This window comes from Phenylobacterium zucineum HLK1, from assembly GCF_000017265.1.
Classification (GTDB): domain Bacteria; phylum Pseudomonadota; class Alphaproteobacteria; order Caulobacterales; family Caulobacteraceae; genus Phenylobacterium; species Phenylobacterium zucineum.
Genome location: NC_011144.1, coordinates 469,941 through 486,000, shown reverse-complemented (window position 1 = coordinate 486,000; position 16,060 = coordinate 469,941). Strand labels below are relative to the sequence as shown.

Here is a 16,060-nt window from a genome sequence, read left to right as displayed (position 1 = left end):
GCGCGGTCAGCCCAGGATGCCCGGCAGGTCCAGCCCCTTCTCGCGAGCCACCGACAGCGCGATGTCGTAGCCGGCGTCGGCGTGGCGCATGACGCCGCTGGCCGGGTCGTTCCACAGCACGCGCTCGATCCGCCGGGCCGCCGCTTCGGTCCCGTCGCAGACGATCACCATGCCAGCGTGCTGGGAGTAGCCCATGCCGACCCCGCCGCCATGGTGCAGGCTGACCCAGGTCGCCCCCGAGGCGGTGTTCAGCAGGGCGTTCAGCAGCGGCCAGTCCGACACCGCGTCCGAGCCGTCGCGCATGGCCTCGGTCTCGCGGTTGGGCGAGGCCACCGAGCCCGAATCGAGGTGGTCGCGGCCGATCACCACCGGCGCCTTCAGCTCGCCCTTCGCCACCATCTCGTTGAACGCCAGGCCCAGCCGGTGCCGGTCGCCCAGCCCGACCCAGCAGATCCGCGCCGGCAGGCCCTGGAACCTGATCCGCTCGCCGGCCATGTCGAGCCAGTTGTGCAGGTGCGGGTTGTCGGGGATCAGCTCCTTAACCTTCGCGTCGGTCCTGAAGATGTCGTCCGGGTCGCCCGAGAGCGCGGCCCAGCGGAACGGCCCGATCCCGCGGCAGAACAGCGGGCGGATGTAGGCCGGCACGAAGCCCGGGAAATCGAACGCGTCGGTGACCCCCGCGTCCTTCGCCACCTGACGGATGTTGTTGCCGTAGTCGACGGTCGGCACGCCCGCCTTGCGGAACGCCAGCATCGCCTGGACGTGCTCGGCCATCGAGGCGCGGGCCGCCTCCTCCACCTGGTCCGGCGCCTGCTCGCGCATGGCGGCCCAGCGCTCCAGGCTCCAGCCCTTCGGCAGGTAGCCGTTCACCGGGTCGTGGGCCGAGGTCTGGTCGGTCAGCAGATCGGGCAGGACGCCGCGCTCCAGGATCTGCGGCAGCACCTCGCAGGCGTTGCCGACCAGGCCGACCGAGACCGGCCGCTTCTCCCGGCAGGACCGCTCGATGATCTCCAGCGCCTCGTCCAGCGTCTGCGCCGCATGGTCGAGGTAGCCGGTGCGCAGGCGCATCTCGATCCGGCTGGGCTGGCACTCGATCGCCAGGCACGAGGCGCCCGCCATCACCGCCGCCAGGGGCTGGGCGCCGCCCATGCCGCCCAGGCCTGCGGTCAGCAGCCAGCGGCCCGAGAGGTCGCCGCCGTAGTGCTGGCGGCCCATCTCGACGAAGGTCTCGTAGGTGCCCTGAACGATCCCCTGGGTGCCGATGTAGATCCACGATCCGGCCGTCATCTGGCCGTACATGGCCAGGCCCTTGCGATCGAGTTCGTTGAAGTGCTCCCAGGTCGCCCACTTCGGCACGAGGTTGGAGTTGGCGATCAGCACGCGCGGGGCGTCGGCGTGGGTGCGGAAGACGCCCACCGGCTTGCCGGACTGGACCAGCAGCGTCTCGTCGTCGCCCAGCCGGCGCAGGGTCTCCACGATGCGGTCGTAGCTCTCCCAGTCGCGCGCCGCCCGGCCGACGCCGCCGTAGACCACCAGCTCGGCGGGGTTCTCGGCCACATCCGGATGCAGGTTGTTCATCAGCATGCGGAGCGGCGCCTCGGTCAGCCAGCTCCGGCAGGTCAGCTCGGGTCCCACCGGCGGGCGGATGACGCGGTTCGGGTCGTGTCGGGTCATGGGCGTGTGAAGTCCAGGCAGGCCTTGAGGACGTGGGAGAGCGCGCCGCGCATGTATTCGGCGCGGTCGGGATCGTAGGGGGTGGGCCAGGTCTGCGGGGTAGGCGGCCCCGCCGGCTCGTCCATGTAGCCGCGGCAGGCCAGCTCCATCTGGATCGCATGCACCCCGTCGTCGGGCCGCCCGTAGCGGCGGGTGGTCCAGCCGCCCTTGAACCGGCCGTCCGTCACGCGGCTGAAGCCGGAGGCGTCGCAGGCCTCCTCCACCGCGGCCGTCAGCGTGACGTCGCAGCTGCGGCCCGAGTTCGTGCCGATGTTGAAGTTGGGCAGCTCGCCCTCGAAGAGGCGCGGGACGTGCGAGCGGATCGAATGGGCTTCGTACAGCACCACCCTGTGATGCCGTTCCAGGAGCCGCTTCAGCTCGGCCTGCAGGGCGGCGTGATAGGGGTCGAACCAGGCCGCCCGCCGCCGGGCGATCTCGGCCGCGTCCGGCGCCTGACCCTCGCGGTACAGCGGCTCGCCGTCGAAGGTGGTCGTCGGGCACAGCTCGGTCGTGGCCTGGCCGGGATAGAGCGAGGCCCCGGAAGGGTCGCGGTTCACGTCGATCACGGTGCGGGAGATCGCCGTGCGCACCGTCGTCGCCCCGAGGGCGGGGGCGAAGTCGTAGAGCCGCTCGATCCACCAGTCGGCGTCCTTGCGGGCCAGCCAGGGCGAGACGAGCCGCCCCTCGATATCCGCCGGAATGTCCGTGCCCGTATGCGGAAAGCTCACCACCAGCGGGGCCTCGCCCCGGACGACCTGCAGCCAGTCCATCAGGCGACGCCCGGCAGGTCGGGGAAGGCGAGCTCGCCGGCTCGCACGATCGCCTGGGCCGCGGCGATGTCGGGGGCGAAGTGCCGGTCGTGGTCCAGCGAGGGCACGTCCCGCCGCAGGCGCGCGCGGACCCGCTCCAGGGCCTCGCTCGACGTCAGCGGCGCGTGGAAGTCGCAGCCCTGCGCGGCCGCCAGCAGCTCGATGGCCACCACCCCTTCCAGGTTGGCAGTCATGGCGAGCAGGCGGCGGGCGCCGTGCGCGGCCATGGAGACGTGGTCCTCCTGGTTGGCGCTGGTCGGGATGGAATCGACGCTGGCGGGGTGGGCGAGCTGCTTGTTCTCCGAGACCAAGGCGGCGGCGGTCACCTGCGGGATCATGAAGCCCGAGTTCAGCCCCGGCTTGGGCGTCAGGAACGCCGGCAGGCCCGAGAGCGCCGGGTCCACCAGCATGGCGATCCGCCGCTCGGCGATGGAGCCGATCTCGCAGACCGCCAGGGCGATCATGTCGGCCGCGAAGGCCACCGGCTCGGCGTGGAAGTTGCCGCCCGACAGCGCCTCGTCCTCGCCATTGTTCGTGTCGCCGGCGAAGATCAGCGGATTGTCCGAGACGCCGTTGGCCTCGAAGCCCAGCGTCGCCGCGGCCTGGCGCAGCACGTCCAGCGCCGCGCCCATCACCTGCGGCTGGCAGCGCAGGCAGTAGGGATCCTGCACCCGCTCGTCGTCCTTCAGGTGCGAGGCGCGGATCGCAGAGCCCGCCATCAGCTCCCGCAGCGCCCGCGCCGCCTCGACCTGGCCCGGCTGGCGGCGCAGGGCGTGGATGCGGGCGTCGAACGGTGTGTCCGACCCCTTCGCCGCTTCGGTGGAGAGGGCTCCCGTCACCAGGGCCGAGCGGAACAGCCGCTCGGCCTCGAACAGGCCGGCCAGCGCATTGGCCGTCGAGAACTGGGTGCCGTTCAGCAACGCCAAGCCCTCCTTGGGCCCCAGGGCCAGCGGCGCGAGCCCGGCGGCCGCCAGCGCCTCGCCCGCCGGCAGGCGCTGGCCGGCGGTCTCGATCTCGCCCACCCCCAGCATCGCCGCGGCCATGTGGGCGAGTGGCGCGAGGTCGCCCGAGGCGCCCACCGACCCCTGCCCCGGCACCACGGGGATCAGGTCCTGCGCGATCATCCGCTCCAGCAGCTGGACCGTGACTGGCCGCACGCCCGAGGCGCCCTGGGCCAGGCTCGCCAGCTTCAGAGCCATCATCAGCCGCACGACGGCGCGCGGCGAGGCCTCGCCCACCCCGGCCGCATGGCTCAGCACCAGGTTCCTCTGCAGGGTGGCGAGGTCGGCGTCCTCGATGCGGACGGTCGCCAGCTTCCCGAAGCCGGTGTTGATCCCGTAGACCGGCTCGCCCCTGGCCAGGATGCGCGTCACCGCCTCGGCGCTCTGCGCCACCACGGCGTGGGCGGCGGGATCGAGGCGCACCCCCGCCCCGCGCCAGATCTCGCGCCAGACGGACAGCGGCGCAGCGCCGGGCTCCAGGACGATGTCGGTCAACGGCCCCTCCAGACGCGGGCGTGCAGCGGATTGAATCCCATGCGGTAGACGAGCTCGGCGGGCCGCTCGACGTCCCAGATGGCGAGATCGCAGCGCTTGCCCGCCGCCAGCACGCCGAGGCTGTCCTGCAGGCCCAGCGCGCGGGCGGCGTTGCGGGTGACGCCGGCCAGGCACTCGTCGACCGTCAGCCGGAACAGGGTCGCGGCCATGTTCATCGCCAGCAGCAGCGAGGTCAGCGGCGAGGTGCCGGGGTTGCAGTCGGTGGCCACCGCCATCGGCACGGCGGCGGCGCGCAGCAGGCCGATCGGCGGCAGCCGTTCGTCGCGCAGGAAGTAGAACGCCCCCGGCAGCAGCACGGCGGCGGTCCCGGCCTTGGCCATGGCGGCGACGCCGGCCTCGTCCAGGTGCTCCAGGTGGTCGGCCGAGATCGCCCCGTAGCGCGCCGCCAGCGCCGCCCCGTTGAGGTTCGACAGCTGTTCGGCGTGCAGCTTCACCGGCAGGCCGTGGCGCTTGGCCGCCTGGAAAACCCGCTCGGTCTGGGCCGGGGCGAAGCCGATCCCCTCGCAGAAGGCGTCCACGGCGTCGGCGAGGCCCTCGGCCGCCACGGCAGGGATCATCTCCTCGCAGACCAGGTCGATGTAGGCGTCGGGATCGCCCGCGTACTCGCTGGGAACCGCGTGCGCGCCCAGGAAGCTGGTGACGATCGTGGCCGCATCTCCGAGCGCCCGCGCCGCGCGCAGCTGCTTGAGCTCCCCGGCCGTCGAGAGGCCGTAGCCGGACTTGATCTCGACCGTCGTCACGCCCTCGGCGACCAGGGACTCCAGGCGCGGCCGCGCCGCCGCCGTCAGCTCGGCTTCCGTCGCGGCCCGGGTCGCGGCGACGGTCGAGGCGATGCCGCCGCCGGCCCTGGCGATCTCCTCGTAGGTGGCGCCGGCCAGCCTCAGCTCGAACTCGTGCGCCCGGTCGCCCGCGTAGACGAGGTGGGTGTGGCAGTCGATGAGGCCCGGCGTGATCCAGCGGCCTTCGCAGTCGACCGTCTCGCCGTCCGGCGCGTCGGCGGCCGGGCCGACATAGACGATCCGCTCGCCGTCGGCCGCGACGGCGCCGTCCTCCACGATCCCCAGGCCCGGCAGGCGCGGATCGAGCGTCGCCAGCCGGGCGTTCCGCCAGACCCTCATCGTCCTCCCTCTCGCCTGCGGCCGCGAATATGTATAGACATTATGGCCAAGGCAGGAAGGGTGTCCAGTGATCGCGAAGGCCCGCTCGCTGTGGTTTGAACAGGCGCTGCTGCCGGGCGGCTGGGCCCGCCGGGTCCGCCTGTCGCTGGATGGATGCCGCATCGCCGCCGTGGAGCGGGACGTCCCCCAGGGGCCCGACGACGAAGCCCACGGCGCCGCCCTGCCCGGCCTGTGCAACCTCCACAGCCACGCCTTCCAGCGCGGCATGGCCGGCATGGCCGAGGTGGCCGGCCCCGCCGGCGACAACTTCTGGACCTGGCGCGAGGCCATGTACCTGTTCGTCGACCGGCTGACGCCGCAGGACAGCCAGGCGATCGCCGAGCTCGCCTACGCCGAGATGCTGGAGACGGGCTTCACCCGCGTGGGCGAGTTCCACTACCTGCACAACGACCCCGAGGGCCGCCCCTACGCCGATCCCGCCGAGATGGCCCAGGGCATCGCGGCCGCCGCCCAGGCGACGGGAATCGGCCTGACGCTGCTGCCGGTGTTCTACGCCCACGCGAACTTCGGCGGCGCGCCGCCCGCGCCGGGCCAGCGGCGCTTCATCCACGATCTCGACGGCTTCGCCCGTCTGGTCGAGGCGAGCCGGGCGGCGGTCGCCGGCCTCTCGGACGCGCTCGTCGGCGTCGCCCCCCACAGCCTGCGCGCGGTGACGCCGGATGAACTGGCCGTGGTGGCCCGGCTGGGCGACGGGCCGGTCCACATCCACGCCGCCGAGCAGGTTAAGGAGGTCGAGGACTGCCTCGCCTGGTCCGGCGCGCGGCCGGTGGAATGGCTGCTCGCCAACGCCCCGGTGGACGCCCGCTGGTGCCTGGTCCACGCCACCCACATGACCGCCGACGAGACCCGCGCCCTGGCCGCCAGCGGCGCGGTCGCCGGCCTGTGCCCGGTGACCGAGGCCAACCTGGGCGACGGCGTCTTCCCGGCTCGCGACTATCTCGCCGCGGGCGGATCGTTCGGGGTCGGCACCGACTCCAACGTGCTGATCGACGCCGCCGCCGAGCTGCGCGGCCTGGAGTACGCCCAGCGGCTCGTCACGCGCAGCCGCAACGTCGCCGCGCCCGGCCCTGGCCGCTCGACCGGCGCCGCCCTGTTCGACGCCACCCTGGCCGGCGGCGCACGCGCCCTGGGGGTCGAGGCGGGTCTGCGCGAAGGCGCGGCGGCCGACATCGTCGCCCTGGACCTCTCCCACCCCTCGCTGGCGGGCCGGACGGGGGAGGCGCTGCTGGACGGCTGGATCTTCGCCTGCCGCGACAACCCGGTGGCCGCCGTCTGGCGCCGCGGCCGGCTGGTGGTGTCGGAGGGGCGGCACGTCTGCCGCGGCGCGATCGAGGCGCGGTACCGCGAGGTCCTGGCGCGGATCGCCGGATGAGCCGCCTGGACGCCACCCTGCACCGGCGCATCCGCGCCGACGTGCAGGAGAAGATCCTCTCGGGCGCCTGGCCGCCGGGGCGCCGAATCCCCGCCGAGCACGAGCTGATGGCCGAGTACGGCTGCTCGCGCATGACGGTGAACAAGGCCCTGGGGCCCCTCGCCGACGCCGGCCTGATCGTGCGCCGCCGCCGCGCCGGCACGTTCGTCGCGCGGCCGAAGATCCATTCCGCCGTGCTCGACATCCCCGACATCGCCGCCGAGGTGACCGGGCGCGGCGAGACCTACGGCTACGAGCTGCTGTCGCGGACGGCGCGCGGCGCGAAGGAGGCCGAGGCCGAAGCCCTGGACCTCGGCCCCGGCGACCCTGTCCTGGCCCTGCGCTGCCTGCACCGGGCGGCCGGCCGGCCGTTCGCCCTGGAGGAGCGGGTGGTCAACCTGACCGCCGCGCCCGAGGCCCGCCTCGTGGATTTCGCCGGAACCCCGCCCGGCGGTTGGCTGCTGTCGCACGTGCCCTGGACCGAGGCCGAGCACCGCATCAGCGCCCGGAACGCCGGCCGGACCGTAGCCAAGGCGCTGGCCATCCCCGCCGGGACCGCCTGCCTGGTGCTCGAGCGCCGCACCTGGCGCGGCGCCGACCGGATCACGGACGTGCGGCTGACCTTCCCGGGGGAGGCCTACGACCTGATCGCCCGCTTCACGCCCTCGCGCGGCTGAGCGCCCTCGCCCGCCAGGGCGACGGCCAGCAGCGGCGCCAGGGCCACGGCGTTGGTGGGATGGGGACAGGAGTCCGTCGAGACGATCCGCTGCACACCGGCCGCCCGCAGCCGGGCGTCGGCCGACGGCTCGAACAGCGCGTGGGTCACGGCGATCTCCACCGAGGCCGCGCCGGCGGCGACGAGCCGCCGGGCCGCAAGGGCCAGGGTCGCGCCCGACGAGCAGATGTCGTCCACCAGGATCGCCCGGCGGCCGGCCACCATCGCCGGATCGGGCACGCTGAGCTCCACCTCCCGATCGCCCCGCCGGCGCTTGGCCAGCGTCAGGCTGGGCGCGCCCAGGAACCCCGCCACGTCCGCGGCCCAGGGCGCGGACTCCACGTCGGGTCCGACCACGACCGGCTCGCCGTCCCCGCCGAGGGTGCGGGCGAGGTCCTCGGCCGCCGACAGCGCGTCGGCGTCGCAGCCGAACACGGCCGACAGGTCGCTGGTGCGGTGCAGGTGCGGATTGACGGTGACGATCCGGTCGAAGCGCGCGCCCAGCAGCGCCCCGATGACGTCGCGGCTCAGCGACTGCCCCGGCTCGAAGACGGTGTCCTGGCGCATGTAGCAGAGGTAGGGCGCGACCAGCACCAGCCGCTGGGCGCCCGCGCGCCGCCAGGCGTCGCACGCCAGCATCAGCGGCATGAGCTTGGGGTTCGGCCGGTCCAGCGAGCGGTAGACGATCACCGTGGGCGCCGTCTCGGGCACCCTCGGCAGCGTCTCGCCGTCCGGGAAGGCGTGGACGTCCACCAGCCTGAGAGGGACGCCCAGGGCCGCGGCCAGGCGGCTGGCCGGCGCCTCCTCGTCGGCGAAGGCGTGGACGACGAGCCTCATGATTCGATCCGCACGCCGGGGTCCTCGCCCGTGGCCTCGCAGGCGAAGCCGAAGTCCGAGATCTCCGAGCCGTAGATCCGGTAGAGCGGCTCGCCCGTGCGCACCGTCTCGCCGGTCTTGCGCAGCAGCTCCAGCCCCGCGCCGGGATCCGTCGGGGCGCCCGCCAGCCGGGCGATGGTGGCGATCCGCAGGCAGTCGATGGCGGCCACCCGGCCCGAGCCGGCCGCCCGCACCTCGTGGATCAGGTCGCCGGTGGCGTTCTTCAGCGGCGAGGCGCCCTGGGCTTCGCAGATCTGGGCCATCTTCTCGGCCGCCGCCCCGCTCTCCAGCAGCTCGCGCGCCCGGCGCTCGCCGGCCCCGCCGCGCAGGGCGGGATCCACCTCCAGCACCCGGCCGGCCAGCCGGATCGACTTCTCCCTCAGGTCCTCGGGCGCGTCGGCGCGGTTCTCCAGCACGGCGGTGACGTCGCGCGCCTCCAGCACCGGGCCGACGCCGCGGCCGATCGGCTCGATAGCGTCGGTCAGCAGCACCTCGATGGACAGCCCGGTCCCGTCGGCGACGTATTCGAACAGCTTCTTCAGCCGCAGCGCCTGGCGCCTGTCGCGGACCTTGGCCGTGGGACCGACCGGCACGTCGAGCACGAGGTGGGTCGAGCCCGCCGCCAGCTTCTTCGAGACGATCGAGGCGACCATCTGCTCGGGCGTGTCGATGGACAGCGGGCGCTCCACCGAGATCAGCACGTCGTCGGCGGGGGACAGGTTCACCCGCCCGCCCCACGAGACGCAGGCCCCGCAGGTCTCCACCACCTGCCGCATCTCGGCCTCGCTGAGGTCGACCCGGGCGAAGACCTCCATGGTGTCGGCGGTCCCCGCGGGCGAGGTGATGGCCCGCGACGAGGTCTTGGGCATGGTCAGGCCGTGCGCCGCCACGATGGGCGTGACGATCAGCGTCGTGCGGTTGCCGGGGATGCCGCCGATGCAGTGCTTGTCCACCACCAGGTCGCGGTTCCAGCTCAGCCGCCGGCCGGCTGTCACCATCGCTTTGGTCAGCGACAGCACCTCCTCCGGCGTCATGAACGCGGCGCAGGCCACGAGGAAGGCGGCGATCTCCATGTCGGACCAGCGGTGCGCCGCCAGGTCCCCGGTGATGGCCTCGTAGTCGTCCGGCGTCAGGCTGGCGCCGGCGATCTTCGCCCGGACCGCCTCGAGGGTGCGCGGCGAGCGGGCGGGCGCGACGTGCACCGGATCGCCGGGCCGCACGCCCAGGCGCCGGAACGCCGGTTGCGGCAGGCCCAGCTCGCCAGGCTGCAGCAGGCCGTCCTCCGAGATCATCGGCGTGGCGAGGATGGTCACCTCGCCGGCCCGCACCTCGACCTTGCGCACGCCCGCCAGCCGCTCCGGCCGCACGGCCGGGCTCGACCGCGGCAGGATCACCACGTTCTCGCGGAAGGTGTTGAGGGCCACCGGCCGCGCGGTCAGCGGCGCGGCGGGGCCCAGGCGGGCTTCCGGCTCACGGACGGGAGGGGCCGCAGGCCGCGGATCGTCGGGCATGGGTCGCTCCCTGAAGTGTTCGGAGCGCCCCGGCGGAACCGGCGGGCCGAGGCGCTCCGTCCACGCCGCCTGCTCAGGAGGCCTGGATCTCGATCGTCTTGGTCGCCGCGTCGGGACGCTTGGTTCCGGTGATCCTTAGCACGCCGTCGGCCATGGCGGCGGTGATGGTGGCCGGATCGATGCTGCGCGGCAGGCGCACCGAACGGGAGAATTCGCCGTAGCTGCGCTCCACCAGGCGGTAGCGGCGGTCCTTCTCCTCGCGCTCGGCCTTCTTCTCGCCGCTGACGGTGAGCAGGTCGCCGTCCATCGAGATCTTCACGTCCTCGCGGGACAGGCCGGGCAGCTCGAGGCTGATCTCCATGCCTTCCTTGGTCTCGGCGACGTCCATGCTGGGCGCGAGGCGGAAATCGGTGAACGCCTCCCAGCCGGACTCGAGCTCGTCGAAGAAGCGGCTCAGCTCGCGCTGGAAGGGCTGGAAGGGCGACCGCACGGACGCGGCCGTCTTGGAGGGGGTCGGGATGTTCATGGGCGGATCCTGTCTCTCAGGGCCGGCCTGCTCCAGGGACCGGCTCGCCGAGTAGGCCGGCCGCCGGCGGGCGGCGCCTTGAGCTTCATCAAAACGCGGCGGCCAGAAAATGCGACGGCCAGAAAATGCGACGGTCAGGCCGCGGATTGCGGGTTATCAAGGAGCCTTCGGACGCCAGAGCGCATTCCCGCCGCCGATGACCACCCGCAATTTCGACTCCCTCTTCCGCCCCCGGGCGATCGCCCTGATCGGGGCCAGCGACCGTCCCGGCTCCGTCGGCGACGTCGTAGCCCGCAACCTGAAGGCCGGCGGCTTCCCCGGCCCGCTGATGTTCGTCAATCCGAAGGGCAAGACGATCCTGGGCGAGACCGCCTTCCGGTCGGTCGCCGACCTGCCCCACGCGCCGGACCTGGCGGTGATCGCCACGCCCGCGCCGACCCTGCCGGGGCTCGTCAGCGACCTGGGCGCTCGGGGCTGCCGGGCGGCGGTGGTGATCAGCGCGGGCTTCGAGGCCCAGGACGAGGCGACGGCGCGGCTGCGCCAGGCGCTGCTCGACGCGGCCCGTCCGCACCTGCTGCGGATCGTCGGCCCCAACTGCCTTGGATTCATGTCGCCGCGGCGGGGGATCAACGCCAGCTTCGCCCGCGGCTCGGCGCCGCCCGGCGGCGTCGCCCTGGTCGCCCAGTCGGGGGCCGTGGCCTCGGCCCTGCTCGACTGGGCCCCGGCGCACGGCGTCGGCTTCTCGCACGTGGTCACCCTGGGCAACGCCCTCGACGTCGACGTCGCCGACATGCTGGACCACCTGGGACGCGATCCCGAGACCAAGGCGATCCTGCTCTACCTCGAGGGCCTGCGGGAGGCGCGGAAGTTCATGAGCGCCGCCCGGTTCGCGGCCCGCTCGAAGCCGGTGGTGGTGATCAAGGGCGGCCGGGGCGCGGCCGGCGCCAAGGCGGCGTTCTCGCACACCGGCGCGCTCGCGGGGGCCGACGCCGTCTACGCCGCCGCCTTCCGCCGCGCGGGCCTGCTGCAGGTCGCCGAACTGAGCGACTTCCTGGAGGCCGCCGAGACCTTCGCCCGCGGCCACCCCCGCAGCGTCGAGCGGCTGGCCATCGTCACCAATGGCGGCGGCGCGGGCGTCCTGGCGGTGGATGCGCTGGAGCGCGAAGGCGCGCCCCTCGCCGAGCTCTCGCCGCAGACGATCGAGGCGCTCGGCCGGGTCGCCCCGGCGAACTGGTCGCGGCGCAATCCCGTCGACATCCTGGGCGACACACCCGCCCAGCTCTACGGCGAGGCCGTGTCCATCCTGGCCGCCGCGCCCGAGGTGGACGCCATCCTGGCGATCAACTGCCCGACCGCGGTCACCGACAGCACCGAGGCCGCCGAGGCGGTCATCGCCGCGACCCCGCGCGGCTGGGCGCCCAAGCCGGTGCTGACCGCCTGGCTGGGCGGCGCCTCCGTCGCCCAGGCGCGGGCCCGCTTCACCGCCGAGGGCCTGCCCACCTACGAGACGCCCGAGGCCGCCGTCCGCGCCTTCGCCCTCAAGCGCGACTGCGGCCACGCCCGCGAGCGCCTGCTGCACGCCCCGGACGGCAGCGAGGGGGCCGGCGACATGGCCGCGGCCCGCGCCGTGGTCGAGGGCGTCCTCGCCGAGGGCCGCAGCTCGCTGGCGCCGCTGGAGATCCAGGCCGTGCTGCGGGCCTACGGCGTCCCGATCCTGGAGACCCGCATCGTCCGCGATCCGACCCAGGCCGGAGAGGCGGCGGAGGCGCTGGGCGGGCCGGTGGCGCTGAAGATCCTGTCCCGCGACATCCCCCACAAATCCGATGTCGGCGGCGTGCGGCTGGACCTCGAAGGCCGCGGGCCGGTGGAGCGGGCCGCCGGCGACATGTTGGCCAACGTGGCGCGGCTGCGTCCCGACGCCCACGTCGAGGGCTTCATGCTCCAGCCGATGGTCGTCCGTCCAAAGGCCCAGGAGATCCTGGCGGGCATCGTGCAGGATCCGGTGTTCGGCCCCCTCGTGATGGTCGGCGCGGGCGGCGTCGCGGTGGAGGTCCTGGCCGACCGGGCGCTGGGCTTCCCGCCTCTGAACGAGGCCCTGGCGCGGGAGATGATCGGGACGACCCGCATCTCGCGTCTCCTGGCGGGCTTCCGCGACCGCCCCCCCGCCGATCTCGCCGCCCTGGCGAAGCTGCTGGTGGCGCTCGGGCGGCTCTCCACCGACGTGCCCGAGATCGTCGAGCTCGACCTCAATCCGGTGCTCTGCGACGAGAGCGGGGCCATCGCCCTGGACGCGCGCATCGCCGTGCGCCGGCCGGACCTGTCGACGCCCCGGCCCGCGATCCTGCCCTACCCCGCCCACCTGACCCACCAGGTGAAGCTGGGCGACCTTTCCCTGTGCGTGCGCCCCATCCGCCCGGCCGACGCCGAGCGCCTGGTGGACATGGTGGACCGCAGCACGGACGAGGACGTGCACATGCGCTTCTTCGGGGGGATGCGGCGCCTGACGCCGGACCTCGCCCTGCGCCTGACCCAGATCGACTACGACCGGCACATGGCCTTCGTCGCCGAGGCCGAGAACGGCGAGATCCTGGGCGTCGGCCGGCTGGTGGAGGATCCCGAGGGCGGCAGCGGCGAATACGCCCTGATGGTCCGCAGCGACCACCAGGACCGGGGCCTGGGGCGGATGCTGCTGAAGGAGGTGCTGGACTACGCCGACGCCCGCGGGCTCGGCGAGGTGTGGGGCGACGTCGCCCGCGAGAACCACCGGATGCGGAGCATGGCCGAGGCCTTCGGCTTCCGCACCCGGACGGACGAGAGCGATCTTGGCCGGGTGCGCGTCGTGTGGAGCCCGGCCGAGACGGTGTGAGCGGCCTCAGTGGGCCCGGCGCAGCGCCACCTCGGGCTCGCGCGGCAGGCCGAAGGCCCGCAGCGCGGCCGGCAGCCGCAGGGCCGCGCGGGTGGCCTCGCGCATGGAAGCGAAGGCGGTGGCGGCCTCGGGGTCGGCCACCCAGTCCGCCTGGCCCAGCGGGCCCATGACCAGGTAGGTGTCGGCGGCGTCCTTGCCGGCGGCGGCCTTGGCGACCAGGGCGGGTTGGGCGTGCAGCGCGAGGGACATTTGTCAGCTCCTTGTTGCCCCGAGCTAACTCCGCCGGCGGGACCCGCGCCATTCGGGACGTCCCCCTAGGTAGTCCTACGGAGCCGCCCGGCGGCGGACGAAGCGGCCCTCCTGCAGCAGGGCGGCGACCCCGACCCCCAGCCCGGCCGCGAGGCCGGCCGCGGCCGCCGTGAAGGCGGCGAGCAGGCCGGGCGGCTCGGCCTGGAACAGAGCCGCGAAGGACGGGAACCAGACGCTGGCCGCCAGCATGCCGCCGGCGAAGAGGACGATCAGGCCGAAGGCGGGCCGCTGGCGCCGCGCATCGGCGCCGGCCGCCCCGGCGCTGAGCACGCCCGCCATGCCGAGGTTGGCGGCCACGAGGCCGATCAGCGCCGTCGCCCGCGCCTGGGCCTCGGGAACGCCCTGCTCCAGCAGCAGCAGGTGCAGACCGAACACCACGGCCAGCACCACCAGACCCTGGACCGCCGCCGTCAGCAGCCGCCGGCCCCCGAACAGCGGCTCGCCCGGATCGCGCGGCGGCCGGCGCATCGAGGTGCGCGAGGCCGGCCGGCTCTCGAACACCAGGGCGCAGACCGGGTCGATCACCAACTCCAGCAGCACCACCTGCATCGGGAACAGCACCGGCCCCAGGCCCAGCAGCGGCGGCAGCAGGGCCAGGCCCGCCATCGGCACGTGCACGGCCACCAGGTAGGCCAGGGCGAAGCGCAGGTTTGCGAAGATGCGCCGGCCTTCCCCGATCCCGGACACGATCGAGACGAAGCGGTCGTCCAGCAGCACGAGGTCGGCGGCCTCACGCGCGACATCGGTCCCCCGCTCGCCCATGGCCACGCCGACGTGGGCCGCCTCGAGGGCCGGGGCGTCGTTCACCCCGTCGCCGAACATGCCGACCAGCTCGCCGCCGGCGCGCAGCGCCTCGACCAGGCGCAGCTTCTGGTCCGGGCTGATGCGCGCGAACACGTCGGTCCCGCGGACCGCCTCGCGCAGGCTCGCATCGTCCATGGCGGCGATGTCGGCGCCGGTCAGCGCCCCGCCCGCACGTCCGATCCCCGCGCGACGGGCGATCGCCAGGGCGGTGGCCGGATAGTCGCCGGTGATCATCACCACCCGCACGCCGGCGGCCTGGGCCGCGGCCAGGGCCGGCGGCACCTCCTCGCGCACCGGATCCTCGAAGGCGACCAGTCCCTGGAAGGCGTAGGCCTCGTCGCCCGGGTCGGCGTGATGGTCGTGCGCCCGCCGCGCCGTGGCGACGCCCAGCACCCGCAGGCCCCGCCGCGCGAGGTCGGCGACGACCGCCTCCAGCCCGGCCCGCGCCGCGCCGTGCAGCCGGCACAGGTCGAACACCGCCTCGGGCGCGCCCTTGGCCGCGAAGATCACGGCGTCGCCGTCCGGCCAGGCCTGGATGAACGCCAGCCGGTCCGGCCGCAGCGGGAACGAACGCAGCGGGACCCGCTCGCCCAGCGCTCCCGGTCCGGCGAGCTCGTGCAGCGCCCGGTCCATGGGGTCGAGCGGCCGCACCGCCGAGGCCAGGAGCGCGGCCTCGATCAGCGCCTTCGGCTCGGGATCGCCGGGCGCCCCTTCGGCGCAGTCCCATTCCCGGCTCCGGCGCCAGACGGAGGCGACGGTCATGTGGTTGCGGGTGAGCGTGCCGGTCTTGTCCACCGCCAGCACGCTGATCGCCCCCAGGGTCTCGATGGCGGCCGAGCGGCGCACCAGCACGTTCTTCTGCGCCAGGCGCCATCCGCCGAGGGCCAGGAACACCGCCAGCACCATGGGGAATTCCTCGGGGATCAGCGCGATGCCGATCGTCAGGCTGGCCAGGGCGCCCGCCATCCAGTCGTCGCGGCCGAGCCCGTAGATCAGCAGCACCGACCCCGCGACGGCGAAGGCGAACAGGCCCAGCTGGCGCACCACCCGCCGGGTCGCGCGCTGCAGCGGGGTGGGCCCTTCGGTGAGGGCCGAGAGCGATGCGCCGATGGCGCCGATCCGGGTCGCCTTGCCGGTCGCGGCCACGCGCGCGACCCCCTGGCCGCGCGCCACCAGCGACCCGGCGTAGAGCCAGGGGCTGTCGGACGCGCCCGGCGGGTCCGGCGCGCGATCCGCCGCCAGGTGCGGGTCGGGCCGCTTCAGCACCGTCGCGGCCTCGCCGGTCAGCACCGACTCGTCCACCGACAGCACGTCGCCCGACAGCAGCACGGCGTCGGCGGGGGCCCGGCCGCCTTCCGCCACCAGGAACACGTCGCCGGGAACGAGCTGGGCGGCGGGGATGCGCCGCTCGGCGCCGTCGCGGATCACCCGCGCGGTGGGCTCGGCCAGGCGGGCCAGCGCCGCCAGCGCCCGTTCGCTGCGGGCCTCCTGGGCGACCCCCAGGCCGATGGTCGCCACCGCGCCGAGGAAGAGGAAGGCCGCCTCGGCGAAGTCGCCGACCGCGAAATAGAGGCCCACCGCGCCGAACAGCAGCAGGAACATGGGCTCGCGCAGGGCGTCCAGGACGATCTGCGGCAGCCGCCGCGTGCGGCGCTCCGACACCCGGTTCGGACCGTGCAGGGCGAGCCTGCGCGCCGCCTCGGCCTCGCTGAGGCCCGTCAGGCGGGACGGCGTCAGGTCGTCAGGAGGCATCGCCATACGACCCTAGCCTGGGGGATCGGGGAAG

General features: G+C 74.2%; 12 protein-coding genes. 3 read left to right on the top strand and 9 right to left on the bottom strand.

The window, feature by feature from the left end; all coding sequences use genetic code 11:
- Positions 1 to 6 precede the first annotated feature (6 nt).
- The 4 genes from hutU to hutI are packed head-to-tail and all read right to left on the bottom strand — an operon-like array spanning position 7 to position 5,196.
- Entirely contained in the window at positions 7 to 1,674 is a 1,668-nt protein-coding gene (hutU, locus tag PHZ_RS02535) for a urocanate hydratase (RefSeq protein WP_012521030.1), read from the bottom strand.
- Positions 1,671 to 2,486: an N-formylglutamate deformylase gene (hutG, locus tag PHZ_RS02530; protein ID WP_083770795.1), complete on the bottom strand. Its 816-nt coding sequence runs from the start codon at positions 2,484 to 2,486 to the stop codon at positions 1,671 to 1,673. The genes hutU and hutG overlap by 4 nt, the downstream gene beginning before the upstream one ends.
- Positions 2,483 to 4,030: a histidine ammonia-lyase gene (hutH, locus tag PHZ_RS02525; RefSeq protein ID WP_086004022.1), complete on the bottom strand. Its 1,548-nt coding sequence runs from the start codon at positions 4,028 to 4,030 to the stop codon at positions 2,483 to 2,485. The genes hutG and hutH overlap by 4 nt, the downstream gene beginning before the upstream one ends.
- Positions 4,015 to 5,196: an imidazolonepropionase gene (gene hutI / locus PHZ_RS02520; protein WP_012521027.1), complete on the bottom strand. Its 1,182-nt coding sequence runs from the start codon at positions 5,194 to 5,196 to the stop codon at positions 4,015 to 4,017. The genes hutH and hutI overlap by 16 nt, the downstream gene beginning before the upstream one ends.
- 67 nt (positions 5,197 to 5,263) lie before the next feature.
- On the opposite strand from hutI, the gene PHZ_RS02515 reads away from it, so the two are divergent.
- Both PHZ_RS02515 and hutC read left to right on the top strand, forming a co-directional pair.
- Complete coding sequence (locus PHZ_RS02515; protein WP_012521026.1) at positions 5,264 to 6,628, top strand: formimidoylglutamate deiminase; 1,365 nt, start codon at positions 5,264 to 5,266, stop codon at positions 6,626 to 6,628.
- The gene (gene hutC, locus PHZ_RS02510) at positions 6,625 to 7,344 is read left to right on the top strand and encodes a histidine utilization repressor (protein WP_012521025.1); all 720 of its coding nucleotides are present in this window, start codon (positions 6,625 to 6,627) and stop codon (positions 7,342 to 7,344) included. Before PHZ_RS02515 ends, hutC begins: the two co-directional genes overlap by 4 nt.
- Here hutC and PHZ_RS02505 read toward each other — a convergent pair.
- From PHZ_RS02505 to PHZ_RS02495, 3 genes are all read right to left on the bottom strand, one after another.
- Positions 7,305 to 8,219, bottom strand: a complete 915-nt coding sequence (locus tag PHZ_RS02505; RefSeq protein WP_012521024.1) for a ribose-phosphate diphosphokinase — start codon at positions 8,217 to 8,219, stop codon at positions 7,305 to 7,307. The two genes, hutC and PHZ_RS02505, sit on opposite strands and share 40 nt — an antisense overlap.
- Complete coding sequence (locus tag PHZ_RS02500; protein WP_083770793.1) at positions 8,216 to 9,769, bottom strand: thymidine phosphorylase family protein; 1,554 nt, start codon at positions 9,767 to 9,769, stop codon at positions 8,216 to 8,218. Before PHZ_RS02500 ends, PHZ_RS02505 begins: the two co-directional genes overlap by 4 nt.
- Before the next feature lie 73 nt (positions 9,770 to 9,842).
- Positions 9,843 to 10,295, bottom strand: coding sequence for an Hsp20/alpha crystallin family protein (locus tag PHZ_RS02495; RefSeq protein WP_012521022.1), 453 nt, complete (start codon positions 10,293 to 10,295; stop codon positions 9,843 to 9,845).
- Positions 10,296 to 10,491: 196 nt separating this feature from the next.
- On the opposite strand from PHZ_RS02495, the gene PHZ_RS02490 reads away from it, so the two are divergent.
- Complete coding sequence (locus tag PHZ_RS02490) at positions 10,492 to 13,161, top strand: bifunctional acetate--CoA ligase family protein/GNAT family N-acetyltransferase (protein ID WP_012521021.1); 2,670 nt, start codon at positions 10,492 to 10,494, stop codon at positions 13,159 to 13,161.
- 6 nt (positions 13,162 to 13,167) lie between these two features.
- On the opposite strand, the gene PHZ_RS02485 is transcribed toward PHZ_RS02490, so the two are convergent.
- Positions 13,168 to 13,410, bottom strand: a complete 243-nt coding sequence (locus PHZ_RS02485) for a hypothetical protein (protein WP_041373035.1) — start codon at positions 13,408 to 13,410, stop codon at positions 13,168 to 13,170.
- A gap of 75 nt (positions 13,411 to 13,485) precedes the next feature.
- Positions 13,486 to 16,032, bottom strand: a complete 2,547-nt coding sequence (locus PHZ_RS02480) for a cation-translocating P-type ATPase (RefSeq protein WP_148216768.1) — start codon at positions 16,030 to 16,032, stop codon at positions 13,486 to 13,488.
- Positions 16,033 to 16,060: the final 28 nt, after the last annotated feature.